This is a genomic window from Natrialba asiatica DSM 12278 (assembly GCF_000337555.1).
GTDB lineage: Archaea > Halobacteriota > Halobacteria > Halobacteriales > Natrialbaceae > Natrialba > Natrialba asiatica.
Genome location: NZ_AOIO01000028.1, coordinates 41692 through 59967, shown reverse-complemented (window position 1 = coordinate 59967; position 18276 = coordinate 41692). Strand labels below are relative to the sequence as shown.

The following is an 18276-nucleotide window of genomic DNA, read 5'->3' as shown; positions in this document are numbered from 1 at the left end:
CGTTTCGTCGGGGTCGTCGATCGCGAGGTAATCGACGAAGCCGACGGGGTCGACGCCCGCGGCGACGAGGTCGTTCGCGTTCATCGCGATGCAGTCGATGCCGATGGTCGAAGCGTCGCCGACGGCCTCGGCGACGAGGAGTTTCGTGCCGACGCCGTCGGTGGCGAGGGCGAGGTATCGGTCGCCGATGTCGAGCAGGCCGGCGTACTCGGTCGTGAGGTCGCTGCCGAAGGCCTCGAGCAGGGCCGCGGTCGCGTCCTCGCTGGCCTCGATGTCGACGCCGGTATCGGCGTAGGTGAGCCGTTCCTCGTCGTCGTGCTGGTTCCCGTCGTCCGCGGACTCCGTCATGTGGGAACGACCGCGCGGGGCGAGCAAAAGGTCACCGGTCCATCGAGGCCACAGCGGGAAAGAGGACGAATCGAGGCCCGTCGCGGATCAGAACAGTCCGACGAACAACACGACGTAGCCCGCGAGCAGAATGCTCGGGATGAAGACGAGTGCGAAGACGCCCTTGTTCCAGTTGTAAATTGACTTGCCGTCGAGCGGGCCGAACGGAATCATGTTGAACGCGGCCAGGAAGAGGTTGATCCAGACGCCCATCTGACCGATCGTCCCGAGAAGATTGGGGAAGATCATCAGCGGCAGGAACAACAATGCGAGCAGGAGGTTCGTGATCGGGCCCGCGAGCGAGATCATCGCGTTCTCGCGCTTCGTGATCCGGCCGCGATGGTAGACGGCCCCGGGTGCAGCGAAGAGAAAGCCGATCAGGGCGCTCATGATCGCCATGAAAAGCATCTGGTAGTCGGCGCGAAATTCCGCAATCTGGCCATGTTCGATGGCGACGACCTTGTGTGCGAGTTCGTGAAGCAGGAAGGCGACGCCGACGGTGACGAAGCTCAGTCCGACCATTAGGATGAAACTTCCCATGGTGGCCCCGCGGTGGATCGGGGCGAGCATGAGCGCGAACGCGACGCTGAGCGTGATCCAGGCCAGCGCCAGGTCGAGCAGTTCCTTGTCGCTAAAGGAGAGTTCGGGTTCGGACTGACGACCGGTTTGGACGCTCATGTGAGCAACCCTCGGAGGAGTTCGAGGCTATTTTCGGCTCCGTGAAGTAGTTCAGCGAGGAGGGCGTCGACGCCGCCGATACCCGGGGCCAGCCATTCGAGGACGACGAACGGGAACAGGATGGTCGCGATCAGGCTGCCGATGTTCGTCAGCGCGACGATCATGATCAGTCGGAACAGCGGCACGTTGAACATGTCGTCGATCGCCTCGGAGATCGGACGGTCCGCGTCGCCGACGATTTCGTTCAGCGTCTGGATGTCGCGAACGTTGACCGGACGATGTTTGAGTTCGACGTAGCCGGCGAACCAGCCCGGCGCGAGCAGCGGATTGATGCTGGTCAGCCAGGCGACACAGCCGCCGACGCCGGCGCTGGTCCAACGTGCGCCGGCGAGCCGGGCGAGCGTGAACGCGAAGATGCCGTTGAACAGGAACCACGCCGCAAACAGCTGGAGCAGGAACGTATCTTGCACGCCGGCCATCATCAGCAGGAAGAAAAATCCGACGAAGCTGACCATAGCCAGGTAGCCGAGTATCTTCAACGGCGAGAAGCGTCGACTCGAGGCCGTACCAGTTATCGACTCCATGGGCGGGAGTTCGTCCGGATGCTCGAGGTATCGCTCGATGCCGGCTCTGTGGCCGGCACCGACCACCGCCAGCACGTCGTACCCGTGTTCGCGCAGCGTCTGCAGGTTGTGTGCGATGTAGGCGTCTCGTTCGTCGATCAGCGCGTTCGCCCCGCGCGGACTGAACTGGCGGAACTCCTCCATCATCGCGGAGACGACGTCGCCGTCGGTCATCTCCTCGATATCGATCTCGTCTACCTCCTCGACATCGCCGCTAAGCAGGCCGAAGAGGATCCCGAGGAGAGCCCCGGCGGAGATACCGACGCCGAGCCCGGTGAGCGCGCCGATCACGCTACGAAGCGAGTAGCTACCGGCGTTCTCGAACAGCGTCGCCGAGATCGGGCCGACGAACGTCCCCGTCTCGACGAGCGCCAACGACCCGCCGACCCCGATTGCGATGCCGACGAGCGTGCGAGCCGAAACGCCGTTTATGAACTCGCCGCCGTAGCGGTCAGCCGCCCTGATCGAGGGGAGAAAGAGGAGGCCGACGAACGCACCGGCGATCGTTCCGAGACCGAGCGCACCGACGGTCTGAAGCGCCGCCGATTCGGTGATCCCGAGCAAGAAGAAGTCACCGAGACCGACCATCGGGGCGATAAAGACGGCAAAGAGGAGGCCGGTGAGGAGACCGATGACGGCCCCGAAGGTGAGACCGATCGTTCGGGGATCGGTGATGCCGAGGGCGAGACCGCCGACCATCTTCAGTTTCTCCGTAAACGAGAGGCCGTTCCAGAATCGCTGGATCGTCACCTGAATGTCCCGGTCGACGAGCGAGACGCCGCTACCGTTGCGTTCGGCCGCATCGATCGCGGCGCGCATGTCGGCACCGGGTTCGATGTCGAACTGATCGCCGAGCCGTGATTGGACGTACGAGAGCATCCAGTACGCCAGGAACTGAAAGACCGTGTTCCCCGAGAGGAGGTCCTGGGATTCGATGTCGTCGGGAGCGCCGCCTTGCATCTGATTGTATCGGCCTTCGTCGAGTTCGACGGCGACTACGTCGGGTTGCTCTTCTGCGACGGCGTCGCGAACGTCGTCGACGCTCGCCTGCGAGACGTGGGCAGTTCCGAGAACGGTGACGGAACCGTCCTGCGACGTATCCGTCTCGCCGGCCGCGACGGGATCGGGGGGGTCCGGCGCGTCGGCGTCGCCTGCATTACTCATTACCGGATCAACTCGGCCACGACTTTTACCAGTATCGAACTGCGCGATGGTAGCGCGTCCCAGCCGTGTACGGCGACGGCAAGACTGATTGTCGTCGTGGGGAAACTGCGGGCAATGACCGATCTGATGGAGACGCTCGTCGAGAACCGGGAGATGGTACAGCCGAACCACGCCAACATGCTCGACTCGGCCCACGGCGGGAACGTCATGAAGTGGATGGACGAGGTCGGCGCGATGTCGGCCATGCGGTTCTCGGGCGAGACCTGCGTCACCGCCCGCGTCAACCAGATGAACTTCGAACGTCCGATCGCCGTCGGCGACACGGCACACATCACGGCTTACGTCTACGATGCGGGCGAATCGAGCGTCCGCGTTCGCCTGATCACCGAACGCGAGGACCCCCGAACCGGCGAGCGCGAGAAAACGACCGAGTCGTACTTCGTCTACGTCGCGATCGACGACGACAACGAGCCGACAACGGTTCCCGAACTCACGGTCAGTACTGACGAGGGAGCGCGGCGACGCGAACGGGCGCTTGCGAACGAACAGCGCGAGTATCGGAACCGGGACTGACGGCACCAAACCGAAGCCAGCTCTCTTTCATACTGAACTCGGTTGCGGTTCTGCGGTCACCGGAACTCGAAATCTCGGTATTGCTCGAGAGGCCCTTGCAAACCTCACGAGAACCGAACCGTCTCGGTCCCCGGATCGAGTTCAACGCGCGCACCGATCGGAATCGGCGTCGTCGGCCAGGTGTGCCCGAAGTCGACGTTGAAGACGATCGGTGCGGTGGGATTGTACCGATCGACGGCCTCCGTAATCACCGTCCGCTGCTGGTTGCGGTACTGCGTGCGGCGCTCTGCCGGCCGATCATCGAGATGCGACCGCGCCGGCGGTCGCCCGACGAGAACGCCGTCGAACCGTTCGAGCAGTCCGCGCTCGCCTAGCGCCCGAAGGACGCCCGCAACCCAGGATGATTTGGGCAACTCCTCGGAGGTTTCGAGTGCGAGGATCGTTCCGTCGAGTTCGGTCTCGTCCGGCAGGTATCGTCCCGCGAGAAACTGTTGGTCGAGGATTTCGAGACAGCCACCCCAGAGTCGCCCCGCGGCGCGCTCGTCACCGCCGGCCCACCGCCAGCCCGGGTTCGGCTCGGTCTCGCGGGGTTCGTCGAGCAGCTCGGGCGTCGCCCAGTCGCCGGGTTCGTCCGTGAACACTCCGGCGGGGCGGATCTCGCCGAACGACTCCTCGAAGAACGCGCGCTCGGTGAACTCGACGGTGTGCTCGAACATGCGGCCGTCCATCGCGAGTTCAGCCATCACGGTCGGGCCGTAGTAAGAGACGATGCCGAGGTTCCAGAGGTAGAGCGCGAGGTTCGTGTTATCGCTGTAGCCGTAGAACCGCGTCGGGTTCTCCCGGAGAACGTCGGGATCGAGGTGTTCGAGAACTCGAATCTGGTCGTTTCCGCCGATCACGGCGATGACGCCGCTGATATCCGGGTCTTCGAACGCGTTCATGATGTCCCGTGCACGGACGTCCGGGTGCTCCAACAGGAACTCGTCGTCGTGGGATACCGTCGGGAACTCGACCGGTTCGAGGTCGAACACCTCGCGGAGGCGTTCGAGACCGAGTTCGTAGACCTCGCTGAACTCAGTCGTCGGGTTCGACGACGGGGCGATCACCGCAATCTCGTCACCGCGTTCGAGCGGCGGTGGGGTTGCAAACGATGACATAGCGACCACTGCTCAGCAGAATTGTATAATGATACCGCACCCTTGTCCCGCGTCCACACTGGTCACCCGGAACGCTGCACCGTCGCGCCAGGTCCCGCCAGCCGCCACTCGATGACGGCGTCGGCGAGCACGATGAGGGCGAGGAAGACGCCCGCGCCGAACGAGATTATCCCGCCGAGGCCGACGATTCCGGACGCAGCGACACTACTGTAGCCAGCCCACAGAGGGACGCAAAGACACGGCACCGACAGCGCCCCAAACACCTGCTCAGCGGCGCTCCCGCCGACTACTGCCCGGGCGACCAACGACAGCGGAAGCAACGCTGGCACCACGACGAACACGATGATCGTCGCCGTCTCGCCATCGATCGGGAGGCCAGCGAGCGACCAGCCGAAGAATCCCACTATCGACCCGAGGACGATACTCCCTGGAATCACACCCACCAGGAAGAGTGCGAGCGCGTACGAACTCGTTCGGATCGTATGGGCGATCCGCAGCCGTTCCATACTCGCGATTCGTGTCACCCACTCATAAATATTAGCGGAGTTCTACGTGTCGTCGTTCGAAACGGTGCGCCGTCGTACGCCTGTCACGACGACCGCTCGAGTTCGAGATCGGCAGTATCGACGTCCGCGTCGGCCGCGCGCTCGTTCGCGTCGAGAACGCGGTCGAGTCGGCGCTCGAACTCGGCTTCCGTCAGTTCGCCCTCGGCGTACCGGCGCTGGAGCGTCGTCACCGGGTCGGTTCCGGTGGGCGAGTCAGCGTCCTCGCTCGTCTCGCGGTCGGCGGAACGACTGATCTCGGCCTCGCGCTCCTGTTTGGACGCCTGTCGCGCGAGAAACCAGACGAGTAACGCACTGGCGACGAGCAACACCGTGAGAACGACCGCATACAGGGGACCGGCGAACAGCGCCACCGCGATGACGATTACGTCCGCAAGGACGAACGTAATTGCAAAGATTTCCGGGAGGCTGTAGCCGTAGCCTCGGCTTCCGGTTTCGGGGGCGCGCTCAGCGCCGCGCCCACTACGATTGCCCATACGAAACTGTTTCGGGCGAGCCGAATAACTGTGGGGGAAACCGCCGAACGGTCTTCCGACCGACTCGCCGAACGAACGTCGAACCCGCCGAACCCGTCGAACGACCGATGGTATTTACCTCTCGGCAGTCCGAGCGTGACGTATGACACTCGCGGTCGACACCCCAGAACCGCCGACGCTCGATTTCGTCGATCCCAACGAGTACGAAGATGCGACGATCAGCGGCGGCTCCGAGGAGATCGACTACCGCCGCGAAGAACTCCAGGAGTTCCTCGAGAACGGTGCCTGGGAGGACGCCTTCGAGGAGTGGCGAACGGACACAAACCTCGATCAACGCGAGTTCGGTATCGCTCGCGACCTCGATCTCTTCGCGGAGTTCGACTTCTTCTGGGACGACTTCGCCGACCGGGTCGGCTACCACGCGCCCGGCATTCCGGAGGACTGGCAGGCGCGGGAGTACCATCCCGAACTCGATACCTGGGGCACCGTCTCGGCGATCAACGCCGCGTTGACCGAGTTCGGACAGGTCGTCTCGGTGATCTTAAAAGAGGAGTATATCGACTGGGAGGCGGCGTACGAACCGCCGGAGGACCTGCCGGATTTCGATTGACGGCTCGGTGGATTGTAGTCGGTTTAGTCTCGGCTTAGCCCGACCACTCTCCCGCCACATCGCCGCTTACGTTCTCGCGCCAGAACGTGAACTCGTCCTCGCAGGCTTCGTTCTCGTGGATGTGGTCGACAAAGCCAGCGCCCGGCGAGGCGAGATCGTCGCCACAGAACGGGCACGAAACGGGATCGGACCAGTCGGTCGTAGTCACTGCCATGAGTTGGAACGCGTACAACGGACCAGTATATGAATACTGCCTGCTAGGACGGGATACAATAATATGTGATATACACACATATTATTTCGAGTCGCGAGTCGGCAGTGACGGCACCCGCGGGTCGCGGTAGTTGCCAAGAGATCTGCCGGGATCGGTGGCTTCTCGTCCGGCGGGCGTCCTACAGGAAACGAGAACCGAATGTCGGTCACGACAGCGGCACGACGAGTCGCCCACTTCGATGCGCTGTTGCTGACCGCCGGAATCTGGTTTCTGGCGAAGTTTCTGCGATACGTTTTCCCGCCGCTTTTCGGCTCGTTTCAGGACGCCTACAATGTCTCGAACGCCGCCCTAGGGATGGCGTTTTCCGGATTTATGCTGGTGTACGCGGCGATGCAGTTTCCGTCGGGCGTGCTCGCCGATCGCCTCGGCTCGGTGACGGTCATCACGACCGGGGTGTTCGTCGCCGCGGTTTCCTCGCTCGCCCTCGTCGTCGACTCGTCGTTTCTCGTCCTCGTCGGCGTGATGCTCGTTATGGGCGCGGGAACTGGCGCGCACAAGACCGTCGCCGTCCGACTGCTCTCGCGAGCGTATCCGGCACGAACCGGCCGCGCACTCGGGGTTTTGGATACGTTCGGTGCGTTCGCCGGTGTCGTCGCGCCCTGGGCCGTCGTCCTCGTTGCAGGCGTGCCGTTCGTGCTCGGGGCAAGCTGGCGGCTGGTCTTCCTGAGTGCCGGGCTCTGTGGACTCGTTCTGACCGTGCTCTTCTGGACCCGCGTTCCACGGCGCATCCCGGACGAAATGGCGGACGGCGGCACGACCAACGGCGTCAGTCTCGACGAGTTCAGGCAGTACGCGTCGCTCTTTCGCGACCCGCGGTTTGCGGCCTTCGCACTGTTGACCGTGCTGTTCTCGTTCACGTACAACGGCCTGGTCTCGTTCGCGCCGCAGTACCTGACGACGGAAGCCGGGTTGACCGACGGGACGGCGAACGTCCTCTTCAGCGGGCTCTTTCTGGCGAGTCTGGTGCAGTTGGTGACCGGCGATCTGAGCGATCGGGTCGGTCGACTGCCGCTTATTACCGCAACCCTTGGTCTCGCGTCGGTTGCACTGATCGCGTTCGTCTCGCTGACGAACACCGCCGGTCCGATCGTGCTTGGCGGCGCGCTCATCGCTGCAGGCATCGGCTCGCACGGGTTTCGGCCCGTCAGGGGCGCGTATCTGATGTCGGCGATTCCGGACGACGTGGCCGGCGGAGGGCTCGGCGTCGTCCGAACGCTGCTAATGGGGGCCGGTGCGATCGCACCGGCGATCGTCGGCGTAATTTCGGACGCCGTCGGCTTCCAGCCGGCGTTCTGGCTGCTGACCGCCTCCGTTACCGTCGCGACGGGTCTTGCTATCGTTCTCTGGCATACCGACCGACCGCCATATCACGAAAAGAGTTAACACACCCCAATCCCTACGAGTGGTATGACACTCGTCGAACCGGTCGAGTTCGAGTGCGTCCAGTGCGGCCGCCGGGAAGCGGTCGCCGACGCGCTCGTCAGTACCTGTCGACAGTGCGGGGGCGAGATGCGAAACGTCGAACTGATCCACGACTGAGTAGACCGTCTCGTCCCTGCCGCGGTTTTTTGCCACCGGTCGTCGAACCATCGTCCATGTCGTTATACTCGGTTGCGTCCCTCGATACCGTCGAGTCGCGCGAGCTGGACGAACTCGAACCGACGCTGCTCCCCGTCGGACTCGACCTGCAACCCGAGCAGACCCGTCCGAGCGTCTGGCACTACGACCGCGGCGAGGAAAGCACCTACCACCGGCAAGACGAGCAGGAGGAACTGTACGTCGTTCTCGAGGGAACCGTCGATGTGACGGTCGAACGGGAGACCGAACGCGACGTCGTCACGCTCACGGAACACGAGTTCATGGTCGTCCCGCCCGAGTCCTGGCGGCAACTCGAGGCCGTCGAGGAGAGCCGCGTGCTCGCGATCGGCGCGCCGAACGTCGCGGACGATTCGATCGTCGAGGACGAAACGACGGCTCGAAGCTGAGAGGAAGCGACCACCCGCGGCCGGAACGGGGTCGTCCTATCGAGCCACCGCGACAGCAGCCGCGAGCAACACGGCACCGATCGCGGCTGCGGCGACACCGACCCCGCCCGTTCCGGGTACCGCGAGTGCGACGAGCGCGCCGGCGACGACACCAGCGCCGCCGCCACCGGCGAGCAGCGGGCCGCCGAGTTCACTCGGCGACGACGCCCGTTCCTCGCGGTCCTCGAGTTCCGAACGAAGCGCGGCGAACTCGTCTTGGCTCACGGTATCCGCGAGGGTCTCGTCCAGGTCGTCGAGTCGCTCCTCGACTGCGGTCTGCTCGGAGTCGACGGCCGAGACAGTTTCGCGGACCGAGTCGATATCGGCGGCTACCCGGTCCGTCTCAGCAGCGAGGTCGTCGACCGTTGCGGCGTCGGGGGTGGACTCGACGGCAGCCGAGAGCGTCTCGAGTTCACGGCTGAACTCGTCGAGTGCGGTTTCGGAGTCGTCGAGCGCCGTTTCGGAGTCCTCGAGAGCGGTTGTCCGCTCGTCGAGCGTCGTTACGTCATCGTCGAGGGAGGCAACGTCGGCCACAACGGTGGCGAGTTCGCTCTCAATGTCGTCTACGTCACCGGTAACGCCCGTCACGTCCGCTTCGACGGAATCCGCGTTAGCGGCGACGGATTCGAGGCGGTCACCGGAGTCGGCCACTCGCTCGTCGATCGCGTCGAGTCGGTCGGCCAGGGTCGCGAGCCGGTCCTCGAAGGTCGCGTCTCCGGTTTCGCTGTCGGCTTCGACCGCGTTGACGCGGTCCTCGAGTTCTTCGAGGGTCGTCCGAACGGATTCGAGTTCGTCTTCGAGCGCCGTAACCGCGCTGCGGGTTGCGAGGTCACCCTCAGGACAGCGATCGGCAAGCGCGTTGAACTCGTCGGCGAGGCGGTCGGTATCGGCCGCGATGTCGTCGGTCCTGGTCTCGACTGCGTCGAGGGCCATCGTCGTTGTCTCGAGAGTCTCGTCCAGGTCGTCGACTCGCTTCAGGTGGTCGTCGAGGTCGGTTCTGCACTCGTCGACGCGGGCTCCGAGGTCGTCGAGAGCCGTCCTCGTCGCTGTGTCCGTTTCGAGTCGGTCGACCGTCGCTTCGAGCGTCTCGAGGGTATCACGATCCGTTTCGAGCGCCGCCGTCGTCTCCGCGAGTTGCTCTTCGACCGCATCGAGGTCCGTGGCGAGCGCATCGCGCGCAGCGTCGGCATCGTCGATTCGCGAGTCGGCACGGGTCGAGAGTTCCTCGACCCGTCCGGAAACGGCGTCGAGTCGGGTCGCCTGTTCTTCGAGCCGACCGGCGACGCCGTCCACCCGCGTTTCGGCGGTTTCGAGCGCGGTATCAATTTCGTCTTCGCGGTCCGCAACGTGCTCCGAGAGCGTCGCGAGCGTCGAGTCGAGGGTGGCGACGGTGTCCGCCTCGGCGTGATCGTTACTCGCGGCTTCGAGGTCGTCGACGCGCTCCCGGACGCGCTCGAGTTCGGTTTCGACGGCATCGAGGTCGGTGGTGTCAGCCGTTCGATCGCTGACGGTTTCGACGGTGGCTTCGAGTCGGTCTAGGTCGTCCGTGAGGCCCTGAATCTCGTCGTCCCGGTTCGCGAGTCGGTCGAACAGGGTGTCGATAGCGTCGTCTGCGACATCTCCGACGGCGTCGTTATCGGGAGCCGGGTCGTCGAACGACAGCGTCGCGTCATCGGCCTGTGCCGTCGGCGCTGCACGCTCGCTTTCCGGCGTCTCGCCCGATGGCCCGTCCTTCGGCGCATCGCCCCACGTCACGTCCTCGTAGGGCTCGACATCGTCCGCAGCGGCTGCGAGTGCGCCGCGCGTCGCGCTCGCCTCGGGATCGTCGGCGAGTCGCACGCCGCGGATCGATAGCGGCAGTCCCGCCGCATCGAATCGACCGCCCAACAGGAACTCGAGCCCCTCGACGGCACCCGATCCTGCGACTGCGATCGGCACGGCGACGCCCCGCTGAAGGTCGGCCTCGGTCGCCCGCACACCGAGCGCATCGCCGAGTTCACCGACGAGGTCGTCGAACGCCGTTGCGAGTGCGCGCTCGACCGGGCCGGGGTCCGCGTCGGGGTCGAGTTCGAACGTTTCGAGCACGCTGCGGACCCGTTCGGGTGCATGTTCGGTTTCATCGGCCGCCCGGTCGACGATCCAGTCGGTGCCGCGCGGAACGGCGAACGCGAGGACCGGGACGCCGTAGTACGCCAGCGCGACGCTCGTCGTCTGCGGTCCCAGACAGATGCCGAGTCCGGTGTAGTTGTCCGCAGCGAACTGGTCGTAGACGACCGCAAAGCCCCGGCTGATCGGCGTCACACTGACGCTGAACTCGTTCCCGTCTCCGTCCCCGTTCCCATTCCCGTTTCCGCGGCGATTCGCGGCGGTTTCGATCGTCGAAGCAACGGTCTCTCGGTGGGAATCAGTCGGTGCGTCGGCGTCAACGAGCGTTCCCGGCGTCGTGTAACAGAGCCGACCGCCGGTTTCGGCCGACTGTGCCTGTGCCTGCCCCTGGGTCTCCTGCTCGGCGAAGACGCTCTCAACGAGTGCGGCAAACGCCGCGTCGCCGTGAGGGTCGGGCGGGAGCACGCCGTTCCGGAACAGCGACGCGGGTTCGGCGTCTTCCGTCTCCGCCGCTGCGAGGGCGTCCGAACCGACGTGATACGCCGCGTCAGCGGTTTCGACGAGTTCAGTATCGTTCGCCGGCGGCGTCGCTTCGAGCGACGAGGCCGCGAGCACGAGCGCGGGCGTCGACGCGACGGACGGTGACGAAGGCTGGCCGTTCGCCAGCCGAATCGCGTCCGCACCGATATCGAGACCGTAGTCCATGCGACGACAACCCAGGGGTTACTCTTGGTACTTTGCCCCCGAGTACCAGATGTGAAAACGGGCGCGGGGCTGTTGACGGAGTTACTGCGGGACGCGCTGTCGCTTACCGACCGAAACCGCGTCCCCGGTCTCAATCGCTGTTCCCCACGACGACTCGGGGACATTCGTGTTGACCATCAACCGGAAGTAGTGATCGAACCACTCCTCGCTCGCCCAGTCCGGCAACGTCTCCCGGCGGCGTTCGACGAAGGTTTCCCGAAAACCGTCGGTCTGCTCGCCGGTGTCGGGGTTTCGCGTCGGAACCACACACCGCTGGCACGGGTTGATCCCCTGGAACGCGGCTGCTCCGATAGTGAACGAAACTCCCTGTCCGGGAGGGCCGTAGAGACGATCCTCCCAGAACGCCGGAACGCCCTCGACTACGAGGTTCGGTCGAAGCCGCCGACACAGTTCCGGCGAACCGATGTCGTCGTACCACGACGCCACGGTCTCGAGCGTCTCCCCGGCGATCACGGTCGGGCCGGACGCGTCGGTATCGTCCGGAAATCCGCCCGCCTCGTTACGAACGAGGTCAACGGGATAGCCGAGGTACTCGGAGAACCACGAGGCGAGACAGTCCCGGTCGAGTTCGAGGTGAAACGTATCGCCGTCTGCAGTCGGGTCGCCGGTCTCCGAGAGCGTCACCGTCTCGCGCTCGAGATCGTACTCGGCGCGCAGTCCGTGAACCGCCGGTTCGCGCTTGCCGTTGACGTAGGTATCACTCGCCTGCAGAGGGAGATCTGAACTCGAAATCGGTGGCGTGTCGTCGAGGGGCTCATTCTCACCGTTTCGCTCGACGATCGCGTAGCGCCGATCCCATGCCAACCCACCCCCGGTCTGAATTGTGGCTGTTCGGAGCGTCACTGCATCGAGGGACTTGATCGGGTGAATACGGATTCGATCCAGGGAGGCCATCGCGCGTAGTAACGAGTTACTATTGTTTATGTATGCCCATTAGTTTCAGTTGGTAGTTGTCAACGTAGCACAGGACAGAACGCACGGATTACTGCCGGGGCGAACACAGCGGATCGAGAAACAACGGTACGTCTTTCCCTCGGAGTTAGAATTATTTCTGATGTGAGTTCTCATCGGAACACCTCTGTATTCAGATAATAATACCGCTGAGAAGGAAGCGACTATATATCGGACGTAGAGATGTATGAGACGCCAAACATTGAATTCCGGTTCGGGAAGTCATGACACACTCAGCGCAAAATCCTCCACGTTTATACATCAGGATGATGGTGGGTTATGTATATGTCCGAAACCGGGACGGAACCCCGTCCGCTGGATCAACAGCTTCCCGACCCAGTAACAGCGTCGAATGTTCGGCACAATCCATCGCTCACCGAACTTCGCGACCTCGCCTCCCACCAAGAGACGACCACCGAGTTCGGATCGCCGTCCTTCGTCAGCGACATCCGCTCGCGGAGCGCAGACCGGACGAAAAACGCCGTCGACCACGAGTTCACCGCGGCCGACGACGCGCTCGTCGAGGACGCGGTCGAACTCGCGGGTGAGCGCGAACTGGTCTGTGTCGACCGGCTGATGGGGCGACACCCGGAAGCGACCTTCTGTTGCCGACTGTTCGTGCCCGTCGAACACGCCCGCCTCGCGCTGGGCTGGGCAAACCTATTCGAACCGTCCGATGGCCGCGAGCCCGACCTGTACACCGTCCACCTGCCGGACTACGAGGAGCGAGCGATCCGCGTCCTTCCCGAGACCGGCTTTACCGCCGTGCTCGGAACCGACTACATCGGCGAAGCCAAGAAGTCGTTCCTCCGGTTGTTCATGTTCCGGATCAAGCAACAGGGCGGGCTCGGCCTTCACGCCGGGAGCAAGCACGTCCGCGTCCGCGACGAAGACGGCGACCTCCAGAACGTCGGCCAGGCGTTCATGGGCCTCTCCGCGACCGGCAAGTCGACGCTTACCTCCCACGGCTGCTGGCTCGACGACCCCGAAGACGCCTCGATGCGCCAGGACGACGTCTGTGCGCTCCTTCCCGACGGCTCGGTCGCCGGTAGCGAGGCCACCGGCCTCTTCATCAAAACCATCGGTCTCGACGAGGACGAACAGCCCGGCCTCTACCGCGCCGCCACCGACGACTCCGCCATTCTCGAGAACGTCGCCGTCGACGACGACGGCACCGTCCACTTCGAGGAGGACCGATACACGACGAACTCGCGCGCGGTCGTCCGCCGCGACGAACTCGAGAGCGCGGACGACGAGATCGACCTGGACGACATCGACCAGGTCTTTTTCATCACCCGAAACCCGTTGATGCCCCCCGTGGCGAAGCTCCGCAACGACCAGGCTGCCGCCGCGTTCATGCTCGGCGAATCGATCGAAACCAGCGCCGGCGATCCCTCGCGGGCCGGCGAGTCGATCCGCGTCGTCGGAACGAACCCGTTCATCATCGGCTCCGAGGGCGAGGAAGGCAACATCTTCCACGACCTGATCGACATCCTCGATGTCGACTGTTACGTTATCAACACCGGCTACCTCGGTGAGCAATCCCAGGACATCGGCGTCACCGAATCGGTCACGATTCTCACCGAAGCCGCCCGCGGCACGATCGAGTGGACCGACGACGACCGAACCGGTCTCACCGTCCCCGAGTCCGTTCCAGAACTCGATATCGAGGACTACTACGTCCCCGATCACGTCGAAGACTACGACGAAGCGATCGCCGAACTCCGTGCTGAACGACAGGAGTATCTCGCCCAGTTCGACGACCTTCGCGACGACATCGTCGACGCCGTCTACTGAGCGTCGAACGTTCGATCGGTGTCGGGTTCGGATCGAGTCCTGAACGTGACGATCGGTTTCGAAAGCCGGCGTCGAGTTCACGAGCGTCGACGGCAGACATTGCCGCACAGCCATACTGTTATGTGCGTCCAGTTCGCATCACCGGTAATGAGCGCACAGTTGCGGAAACCAACCGCACGAGTCTGTGAGTCGTGCGGGCGCGCTGAGCACTGGGACGACGACCTCGAAGCCTGGCAAATCGCCCGCGAGAGCGGCACAAAACAGGTCGGCAGCCCGCACTGTCTCCACGAGTGGGACATCAACGGGAACTTCAACCCGGTTGCGACAGACGAGTAACGGGAGAACGGCTGCGGAAGGCGATAGCCGATCGCTGACGCCCGACAGCCGGCAGCAATCGAGTCCTCCAAGGACGCTATTCCGCTCGAGTTCACTCGAACGGCCGCGCCCACGATGCGCGTCGGTCGCTCTCGCACCGACCCGACCGTCTCCGGCTTCATCTTTGTATCCCGACGCCGTACAGAACGCCCGATGCCAACCGTCTACATCACCGCGCCGCCCGAATCGGCCACTGAACTCGCCGAGATGCTCGTCGATGAGCGCCTCGCTGCCTGTGTCAACCGCCTCTCGACGACCTCGACGTACCGCTGGGACGGCGACGTACACCGCGATGAGGAGGCCATCCTCCTCGCGAAGACCACCGACGACGCCTCCGACGAACTCGTCGCTCGCGTCCGGGCGGAACATCCCTACGACGTGCCGTGCATCGAGTGCTTCGACGAGATAGACGTACTCGAGTCGTTCGCGGCGTGGCGTGCGGAGAGCGTCGAGTAGCACCGTCGCGTGCCCGCGGTTCGCTGCGAGTCGTGCGTCAGACCGTCACAGGCGAGGACTGCCCGAAAAAGCAACCCTTAAAACTCGCGCACGGGTTGTGACGGGTATGGCTGGAACCATCGAAGTGCTCGTTCCGGGTGGCCAGGCTAACCCTGGCCCACCGCTCGGTCCCGAGCTCGGACCGACCCCCGTCGACGTGCAGGCGGTCGTACAGGATATCAACGACCAGACGGAAGCGTTCGACGGCACGGAAGTGCCCGTCACCGTCGACTACGAGGACGACGGCTCCTTCGAAATTGACGTTGGTGTCCCACCGACGGCGGCACTCGTCAAGGACGAGGCTGGCTTCGAGACAGGTAGCGGCGAACCCCAGGAGGACTTCGTCGCGGACCTCTCGATCGACCAGGTAAAGACGATCGCCGAGCAGAAACACCCCGACCTGCTCGCGTACGATACGAAAAACGCTGCAAAGGAAGTCGTCGGCACCTGCGCCTCGATGGGCGTCACCATCGAAGGCGTCGACGCCCGCGAGTTCAAAGCGAAAGTCGACGACGGCGAGTACGACGACGCACTCGCCTAATCGGGATATGACCGACCGCTAGTAACGGCGCGTGATGGCGGGCCGTGGTCACGAGTCAGTTCATTTTTCGCTCGTCGATATCGAGCGCCGAGAGTCGTCTGTCACGGCCACCCACGTCGCGGATGTAAACCGTTGAAATAGCGCCGTAGAGGCGGTAAATGAGGGATATTCAGAACACAGGTGTCTGAGAAGAGGCGGCAATCGATTTCTCAAATCTTGTTCGCGGGCGGAACGGTGCGCTCATCCGGAGCAGTCGTGCCGCCTGCACTCATCAGCACGCGAACGAACGCGCCGATACCGAGCGAGGCAACCAGGACGGCGAGGAGGACGGTGACCCCTACCGAGAATCCTGCGACTCCACAGAGGACTCCCCCGGCAAGAATCCCGGAGCCGAGCCGGTCTCGACCGAGTCGGGCCATCGCTGTCCGCCCGACAGCAACGAATCCGAGCACCAGGAGTACCGGGAGGGTCGTTCCGCCGAGAAGAACCAGTGGAATGCCAAAGAAGATCCCGATGCTCTGTCCGACGAGAACATAGCCGGTACTTGCGAGTCCGGCGAGGACCAGCCCGCTCGGAAGGCCGATACAGATCGAAATTACGGGACTTCGCCGCGCCGTTTCGACGGTCCGCGTGCCGTATCCCTGAATCAACCCCAGGACGACCAACGCGAGAACGACCGTCGCGGCGAACTGAAACCCAACCCGCCCGAGCGACCCGAGCGACCGATACGCCTCAACCGCTGCCCCCGACGTGAGCACCTCGATGACCGCGGACTCGGATTCGGATCCGCTCATCCCCACGTATAAATCTGCTGGCCACATATTCGAATTCATCACTGTCTCTCTTCATAGAACTTCTGGTCGGTGCATACTCTTCGGAGACCGAGAGTCGAACACTGAACCGGTCGGGACTCCAGTTCGACGGGTTTAAGTTCGACATGGCACTTCTCTCAACAGAGACAGGCATTGCCTGTTTCACTGACCCGTAGGAGCACTCCTGCGTACTACGGAGGTGAACGATGGCAGATTCGGATATCGAAACCGCAGTGGATCGCGCACTCGAGGACGCGCCCGATCGGAACTTTACCGAGACGGTCGACCTCGCGATAAATCTGCGCGACCTTGACCTGAACGAACCGTCGAATCGTGTTGACGAGTCCGTCGTCCTCCCGTCCGGCACCGGACAGGAGACGCGTATCGTCGTTATTGCCGAAGGAGAGACCGGTGTCCGCGCCGAAGAGGCCGCGGACGAGGTCCTTTCGGTCGACGACGTCGCGGATCTGGACGACGACGACGCCAAAGATATGGCGGACGAGACCGACTTCTTCATCGCCGAAGAGGCGATGATGCAAGATATCGCCCGGCATCTCGGTACCATCCTCGGTCCGCGAGGGAAAATGCCGGACCCGCTCTCGCCCGACGACGACGTCGTCGAGACCGTCAACCGACTCAAGAACACCGTGCAGCTTCGCTCCGGCGACCGGCGAACGTTCCACACGCTCGTCGGCGCCGAAGATATGGATGCCGAAGACATCGCCGACAACATCGACGTCATCCTGCGCCGTCTGCACGCCGACCTCGAGAAGGGGCCCCAGAACATCGATGCCGTCTACATAAAGACGACCATGGGCCCATCCGTGGAGGTGGCCTAATATGAGCGCCCAGGCAGATCGCAAAACGGAGAACCTTCCCCAGTGGAAGCAAGAGGAAGTCGCCGACCTCGAAGCACTCATCGAGAACTACGAGAGCGTCGGCATCGTCGGCATCGCCGGCATTCCCTCGAAGCAGCTCCAGGACATGCGCCGTGATCTCCACGGCACCGCAGAGTTGCGCGTCAGCCGCAACACGCTGCAGGTCCGTGCGCTCGAAACCGCTGGTCTCGACGATCTCGTCGACGACGTCGAGGGCCAGGTCGGCCTGATCGGAACGAACGACAATCCGTTCGCCCTCTACAAGGAACTCGAGGCCTCGAAGACGCCCGCCCCGATCAACGAGGGCGAAGTTGCTCCGAACGACATCGTCATCCCCGAGGGTGACACCGGTGTCGACCCGGGGCCGTTCGTCGGTGAACTCCAGAGCATCGGCGCGAACGCACGCATCGAGGACGGTTCGATCCAGGTCATGGAGGACTCGACGGTCTTAGAGGCCGGCGGGGAAGTCTCTGCGGATCTGGCGAACGTCCTCAACGAACTCGGCATCGAGCCCAAGGAAGTCGGGCTCGACCTTCGCGCAGTCGTCGCCGAGGGCGTGCTCTTCGACCCCGAAGACCTCGACATCGACATCGAGGCCTACGAAAGCGACGTGCAGACGGCCGCCGCTCGCGCCCGGAACCTCTCGCTTAACGCACCGTTCCCGACCGCGACGACGGCACCGACGCTCATCGCCAAGGCCACGGGCGAGGCCAAGAGCCTCGGCCTGCAGGCCGCCATCGAGGACGAAGACCTCATGCCCGACCTCGTCAGCAAGGCCGACGCACAACTCCGTGCGCTCGCCGCCCAGATTGACGACGAGGAGGCCCTGCCCGAGGAACTACAGGGCGTCTCCGCACCCGCCGCAGACGCGGCCGGGAGCGCAGACGAGGCCGAGGGCGAAGACGAATCGGCAGACGACCAGGACGCCGAGACCGACGACGCCGACACCGACGATGACGACGAAGACGACGGTGACGGCGCGGAAGGACTCGGCGCAATGTTCGGCTAATCAACATCAACGCAACTG

At 63.8% G+C, this 18276-nt stretch carries 20 protein-coding genes and 1 pseudogene; 11 read left to right on the top strand and 10 right to left on the bottom strand.

The genetic code is table 11. From position 1 onward, the window contains the following. Positions 1-3: 3 nt before the first annotated feature. The 3 genes and pseudogenes from C481_RS21235 to C481_RS10655 all read right to left on the bottom strand — a co-directional run. Positions 4-348 (bottom strand): annotated as a pseudogene (locus tag C481_RS21235) (AIR synthase related protein); the annotation flags it as partial. 87 nt (positions 349-435) lie between these two features. Continuing rightward, positions 436-1065, bottom strand: coding sequence for a zinc metalloprotease (locus C481_RS10660; protein ID WP_006109213.1), 630 nt, complete (start codon positions 1063-1065; stop codon positions 436-438). Continuing rightward, entirely contained in the window at positions 1062-2852 is a 1791-nt protein-coding gene (locus C481_RS10655; protein WP_006109212.1) for a TraB/GumN family protein, read from the bottom strand. Before C481_RS10655 ends, C481_RS10660 begins: the two co-directional genes overlap by 4 nt. Before the next feature lie 114 nt (positions 2853-2966). Between C481_RS10655 and C481_RS10650 the strand changes: the two genes are divergently transcribed. Then, positions 2967-3425: an acyl-CoA thioesterase gene (locus C481_RS10650; RefSeq protein ID WP_006109211.1), complete on the top strand. Its 459-nt coding sequence runs from the start codon at positions 2967-2969 to the stop codon at positions 3423-3425. A gap of 104 nt (positions 3426-3529) precedes the next feature. Here the strand turns inward: C481_RS10650 and C481_RS10645 are convergent, their stop codons facing one another. The 3 genes from C481_RS10645 to C481_RS10635 all read right to left on the bottom strand — a co-directional run bounded on the left by C481_RS10645 (position 3530) and on the right by C481_RS10635 (position 5621). Continuing rightward, positions 3530-4582 carry a S66 family peptidase gene (locus C481_RS10645; RefSeq protein WP_006109210.1) on the bottom strand — a complete coding sequence of 351 codons (1053 nt, stop codon included), beginning with the start codon at positions 4580-4582 and terminating at the stop codon, positions 3530-3532. A gap of 62 nt (positions 4583-4644) precedes the next feature. Next, positions 4645-5088: a hypothetical protein gene (locus tag C481_RS10640; RefSeq protein ID WP_006109209.1), complete on the bottom strand. Its 444-nt coding sequence runs from the start codon at positions 5086-5088 to the stop codon at positions 4645-4647. 83 nt (positions 5089-5171) lie between these two features. Further along, positions 5172-5621 (bottom strand): SHOCT domain-containing protein, encoded by a 450-nt coding sequence (locus C481_RS10635; protein WP_006109208.1) that lies wholly within the window; start codon positions 5619-5621, stop codon positions 5172-5174. Positions 5622-5763: 142 nt separating this feature from the next. Between C481_RS10635 and C481_RS10630 the strand changes: the two genes are divergently transcribed. Further along, positions 5764-6231 (top strand): hypothetical protein, encoded by a 468-nt coding sequence (locus C481_RS10630; RefSeq protein ID WP_006109207.1) that lies wholly within the window; start codon positions 5764-5766, stop codon positions 6229-6231. Positions 6232-6265: 34 nt separating this feature from the next. On the opposite strand, the gene C481_RS10625 is transcribed toward C481_RS10630, so the two are convergent. Further along, positions 6266-6445: a DUF7501 family protein gene (locus tag C481_RS10625; RefSeq protein WP_006109206.1), complete on the bottom strand. Its 180-nt coding sequence runs from the start codon at positions 6443-6445 to the stop codon at positions 6266-6268. Between the two features lie 198 nt (positions 6446-6643). On the opposite strand from C481_RS10625, the gene C481_RS10620 reads away from it, so the two are divergent. From C481_RS10620 to C481_RS10615, 3 genes are read left to right on the top strand one after another with little or no spacing between them, the layout of a single operon-like run. Continuing rightward, a complete protein-coding gene (locus C481_RS10620; protein ID WP_006109205.1) occupies positions 6644-7888 on the top strand; it encodes an MFS transporter in 1245 nt (414 codons plus the stop codon). A gap of 24 nt (positions 7889-7912) precedes the next feature. Next, on the top strand, positions 7913-8044 hold the full coding sequence (locus C481_RS21700) for a rubrerythrin-like domain-containing protein (RefSeq protein WP_006109204.1): 132 nt from the start codon (positions 7913-7915) through the stop codon (positions 8042-8044). Between the two features lie 56 nt (positions 8045-8100). Next, a complete protein-coding gene (locus tag C481_RS10615; protein WP_006109203.1) occupies positions 8101-8490 on the top strand; it encodes a cupin domain-containing protein in 390 nt (129 codons plus the stop codon). 36 nt (positions 8491-8526) lie between these two features. Here C481_RS10615 and C481_RS10610 read toward each other — a convergent pair whose 3' ends face one another. Then, positions 8527-11340, bottom strand: coding sequence for a disk-shape morphogenesis protein volactin (locus C481_RS10610; protein ID WP_006109202.1), 2814 nt, complete (start codon positions 11338-11340; stop codon positions 8527-8529). 81 nt (positions 11341-11421) lie between these two features. Then, on the bottom strand, positions 11422-12294 hold the full coding sequence (locus tag C481_RS10605) for an MOSC domain-containing protein (protein WP_006109201.1): 873 nt from the start codon (positions 12292-12294) through the stop codon (positions 11422-11424). A 342-nt stretch (positions 12295-12636) separates the two neighbouring features. Between C481_RS10605 and C481_RS10600 the strand changes: the two genes are divergently transcribed. From C481_RS10600 to C481_RS10585, 4 genes are all read left to right on the top strand, one after another. Further along, entirely contained in the window at positions 12637-14148 is a 1512-nt protein-coding gene (locus C481_RS10600; protein ID WP_049904591.1) for a phosphoenolpyruvate carboxykinase (ATP), read from the top strand. Between the two features lie 147 nt (positions 14149-14295). After that, the gene (locus C481_RS10595; RefSeq protein ID WP_006109199.1) at positions 14296-14484 is read left to right on the top strand and encodes an HEWD family protein; all 189 of its coding nucleotides are present in this window, start codon (positions 14296-14298) and stop codon (positions 14482-14484) included. A gap of 192 nt (positions 14485-14676) precedes the next feature. Next, entirely contained in the window at positions 14677-14979 is a 303-nt protein-coding gene (cutA, locus tag C481_RS10590) for a divalent-cation tolerance protein CutA (RefSeq protein ID WP_006109198.1), read from the top strand. Between the two features lie 106 nt (positions 14980-15085). Next, complete coding sequence (locus C481_RS10585; protein WP_006109197.1) at positions 15086-15559, top strand: 50S ribosomal protein L11; 474 nt, start codon at positions 15086-15088, stop codon at positions 15557-15559. A 209-nt stretch (positions 15560-15768) separates the two neighbouring features. Here the strand turns inward: C481_RS10585 and C481_RS10580 are convergent, their stop codons facing one another. Beyond that, positions 15769-16380 (bottom strand): hypothetical protein, encoded by a 612-nt coding sequence (locus C481_RS10580; protein WP_049904594.1) that lies wholly within the window; start codon positions 16378-16380, stop codon positions 15769-15771. A gap of 197 nt (positions 16381-16577) precedes the next feature. On the opposite strand from C481_RS10580, the gene C481_RS10575 reads away from it, so the two are divergent. Continuing rightward, positions 16578-17210: a 50S ribosomal protein L1 gene (locus C481_RS10575; protein WP_006109195.1), complete on the top strand. Its 633-nt coding sequence runs from the start codon at positions 16578-16580 to the stop codon at positions 17208-17210. Between the two features lies 1 nt (position 17211). Next, entirely contained in the window at positions 17212-18258 is a 1047-nt protein-coding gene (locus tag C481_RS10570) for a 50S ribosomal protein L10 (protein ID WP_006109194.1), read from the top strand. The last annotated feature ends 18 nt before the right edge of the window (positions 18259-18276 follow it).

What these genes read in the sequence shown, in the direction of transcription:
- C481_RS10660 (WP_006109213.1), bottom strand. Translation starts at nt 1,065, where the DNA reads ATGAGCGTCCAAACCGGTCGTCAGTCCGAACCCGAACTCTCCTTTAGC.
- C481_RS10655 (WP_006109212.1), bottom strand. Translation starts at nt 2,852, where the DNA reads ATGAGTAATGCAGGCGACGCCGACGCGCCGGACCCCCCCGATCCCGTC.
- C481_RS10650 (WP_006109211.1), top strand. Translation starts at nt 2,967, where the DNA reads ATGACCGATCTGATGGAGACGCTCGTCGAGAACCGGGAGATGGTACAG.
- C481_RS10645 (WP_006109210.1), bottom strand. Translation starts at nt 4,582, where the DNA reads ATGTCATCGTTTGCAACCCCACCGCCGCTCGAACGCGGTGACGAGATT.
- C481_RS10640 (WP_006109209.1), bottom strand. Translation starts at nt 5,088, where the DNA reads ATGGAACGGCTGCGGATCGCCCATACGATCCGAACGAGTTCGTACGCG.
- C481_RS10635 (WP_006109208.1), bottom strand. Translation starts at nt 5,621, where the DNA reads ATGGGCAATCGTAGTGGGCGCGGCGCTGAGCGCGCCCCCGAAACCGGA.
- C481_RS10630 (WP_006109207.1), top strand. Translation starts at nt 5,764, where the DNA reads ATGACACTCGCGGTCGACACCCCAGAACCGCCGACGCTCGATTTCGTC.
- C481_RS10625 (WP_006109206.1), bottom strand. Translation starts at nt 6,445, where the DNA reads ATGGCAGTGACTACGACCGACTGGTCCGATCCCGTTTCGTGCCCGTTC.
- C481_RS10620 (WP_006109205.1), top strand. Translation starts at nt 6,644, where the DNA reads ATGTCGGTCACGACAGCGGCACGACGAGTCGCCCACTTCGATGCGCTG.
- C481_RS21700 (WP_006109204.1), top strand. Translation starts at nt 7,913, where the DNA reads ATGACACTCGTCGAACCGGTCGAGTTCGAGTGCGTCCAGTGCGGCCGC.
- C481_RS10615 (WP_006109203.1), top strand. Translation starts at nt 8,101, where the DNA reads ATGTCGTTATACTCGGTTGCGTCCCTCGATACCGTCGAGTCGCGCGAG.
- C481_RS10610 (WP_006109202.1), bottom strand. Translation starts at nt 11,340, where the DNA reads ATGGACTACGGTCTCGATATCGGTGCGGACGCGATTCGGCTGGCGAAC.
- C481_RS10605 (WP_006109201.1), bottom strand. Translation starts at nt 12,294, where the DNA reads ATGGCCTCCCTGGATCGAATCCGTATTCACCCGATCAAGTCCCTCGAT.
- C481_RS10600 (WP_049904591.1), top strand. Translation starts at nt 12,637, where the DNA reads ATGTCCGAAACCGGGACGGAACCCCGTCCGCTGGATCAACAGCTTCCC.
- C481_RS10595 (WP_006109199.1), top strand. Translation starts at nt 14,296, where the DNA reads ATGAGCGCACAGTTGCGGAAACCAACCGCACGAGTCTGTGAGTCGTGC.
- cutA (WP_006109198.1), top strand. Translation starts at nt 14,677, where the DNA reads ATGCCAACCGTCTACATCACCGCGCCGCCCGAATCGGCCACTGAACTC.
- C481_RS10585 (WP_006109197.1), top strand. Translation starts at nt 15,086, where the DNA reads ATGGCTGGAACCATCGAAGTGCTCGTTCCGGGTGGCCAGGCTAACCCT.
- C481_RS10580 (WP_049904594.1), bottom strand. Translation starts at nt 16,380, where the DNA reads ATGTGGCCAGCAGATTTATACGTGGGGATGAGCGGATCCGAATCCGAG.
- C481_RS10575 (WP_006109195.1), top strand. Translation starts at nt 16,578, where the DNA reads ATGGCAGATTCGGATATCGAAACCGCAGTGGATCGCGCACTCGAGGAC.
- C481_RS10570 (WP_006109194.1), top strand. Translation starts at nt 17,212, where the DNA reads ATGAGCGCCCAGGCAGATCGCAAAACGGAGAACCTTCCCCAGTGGAAG.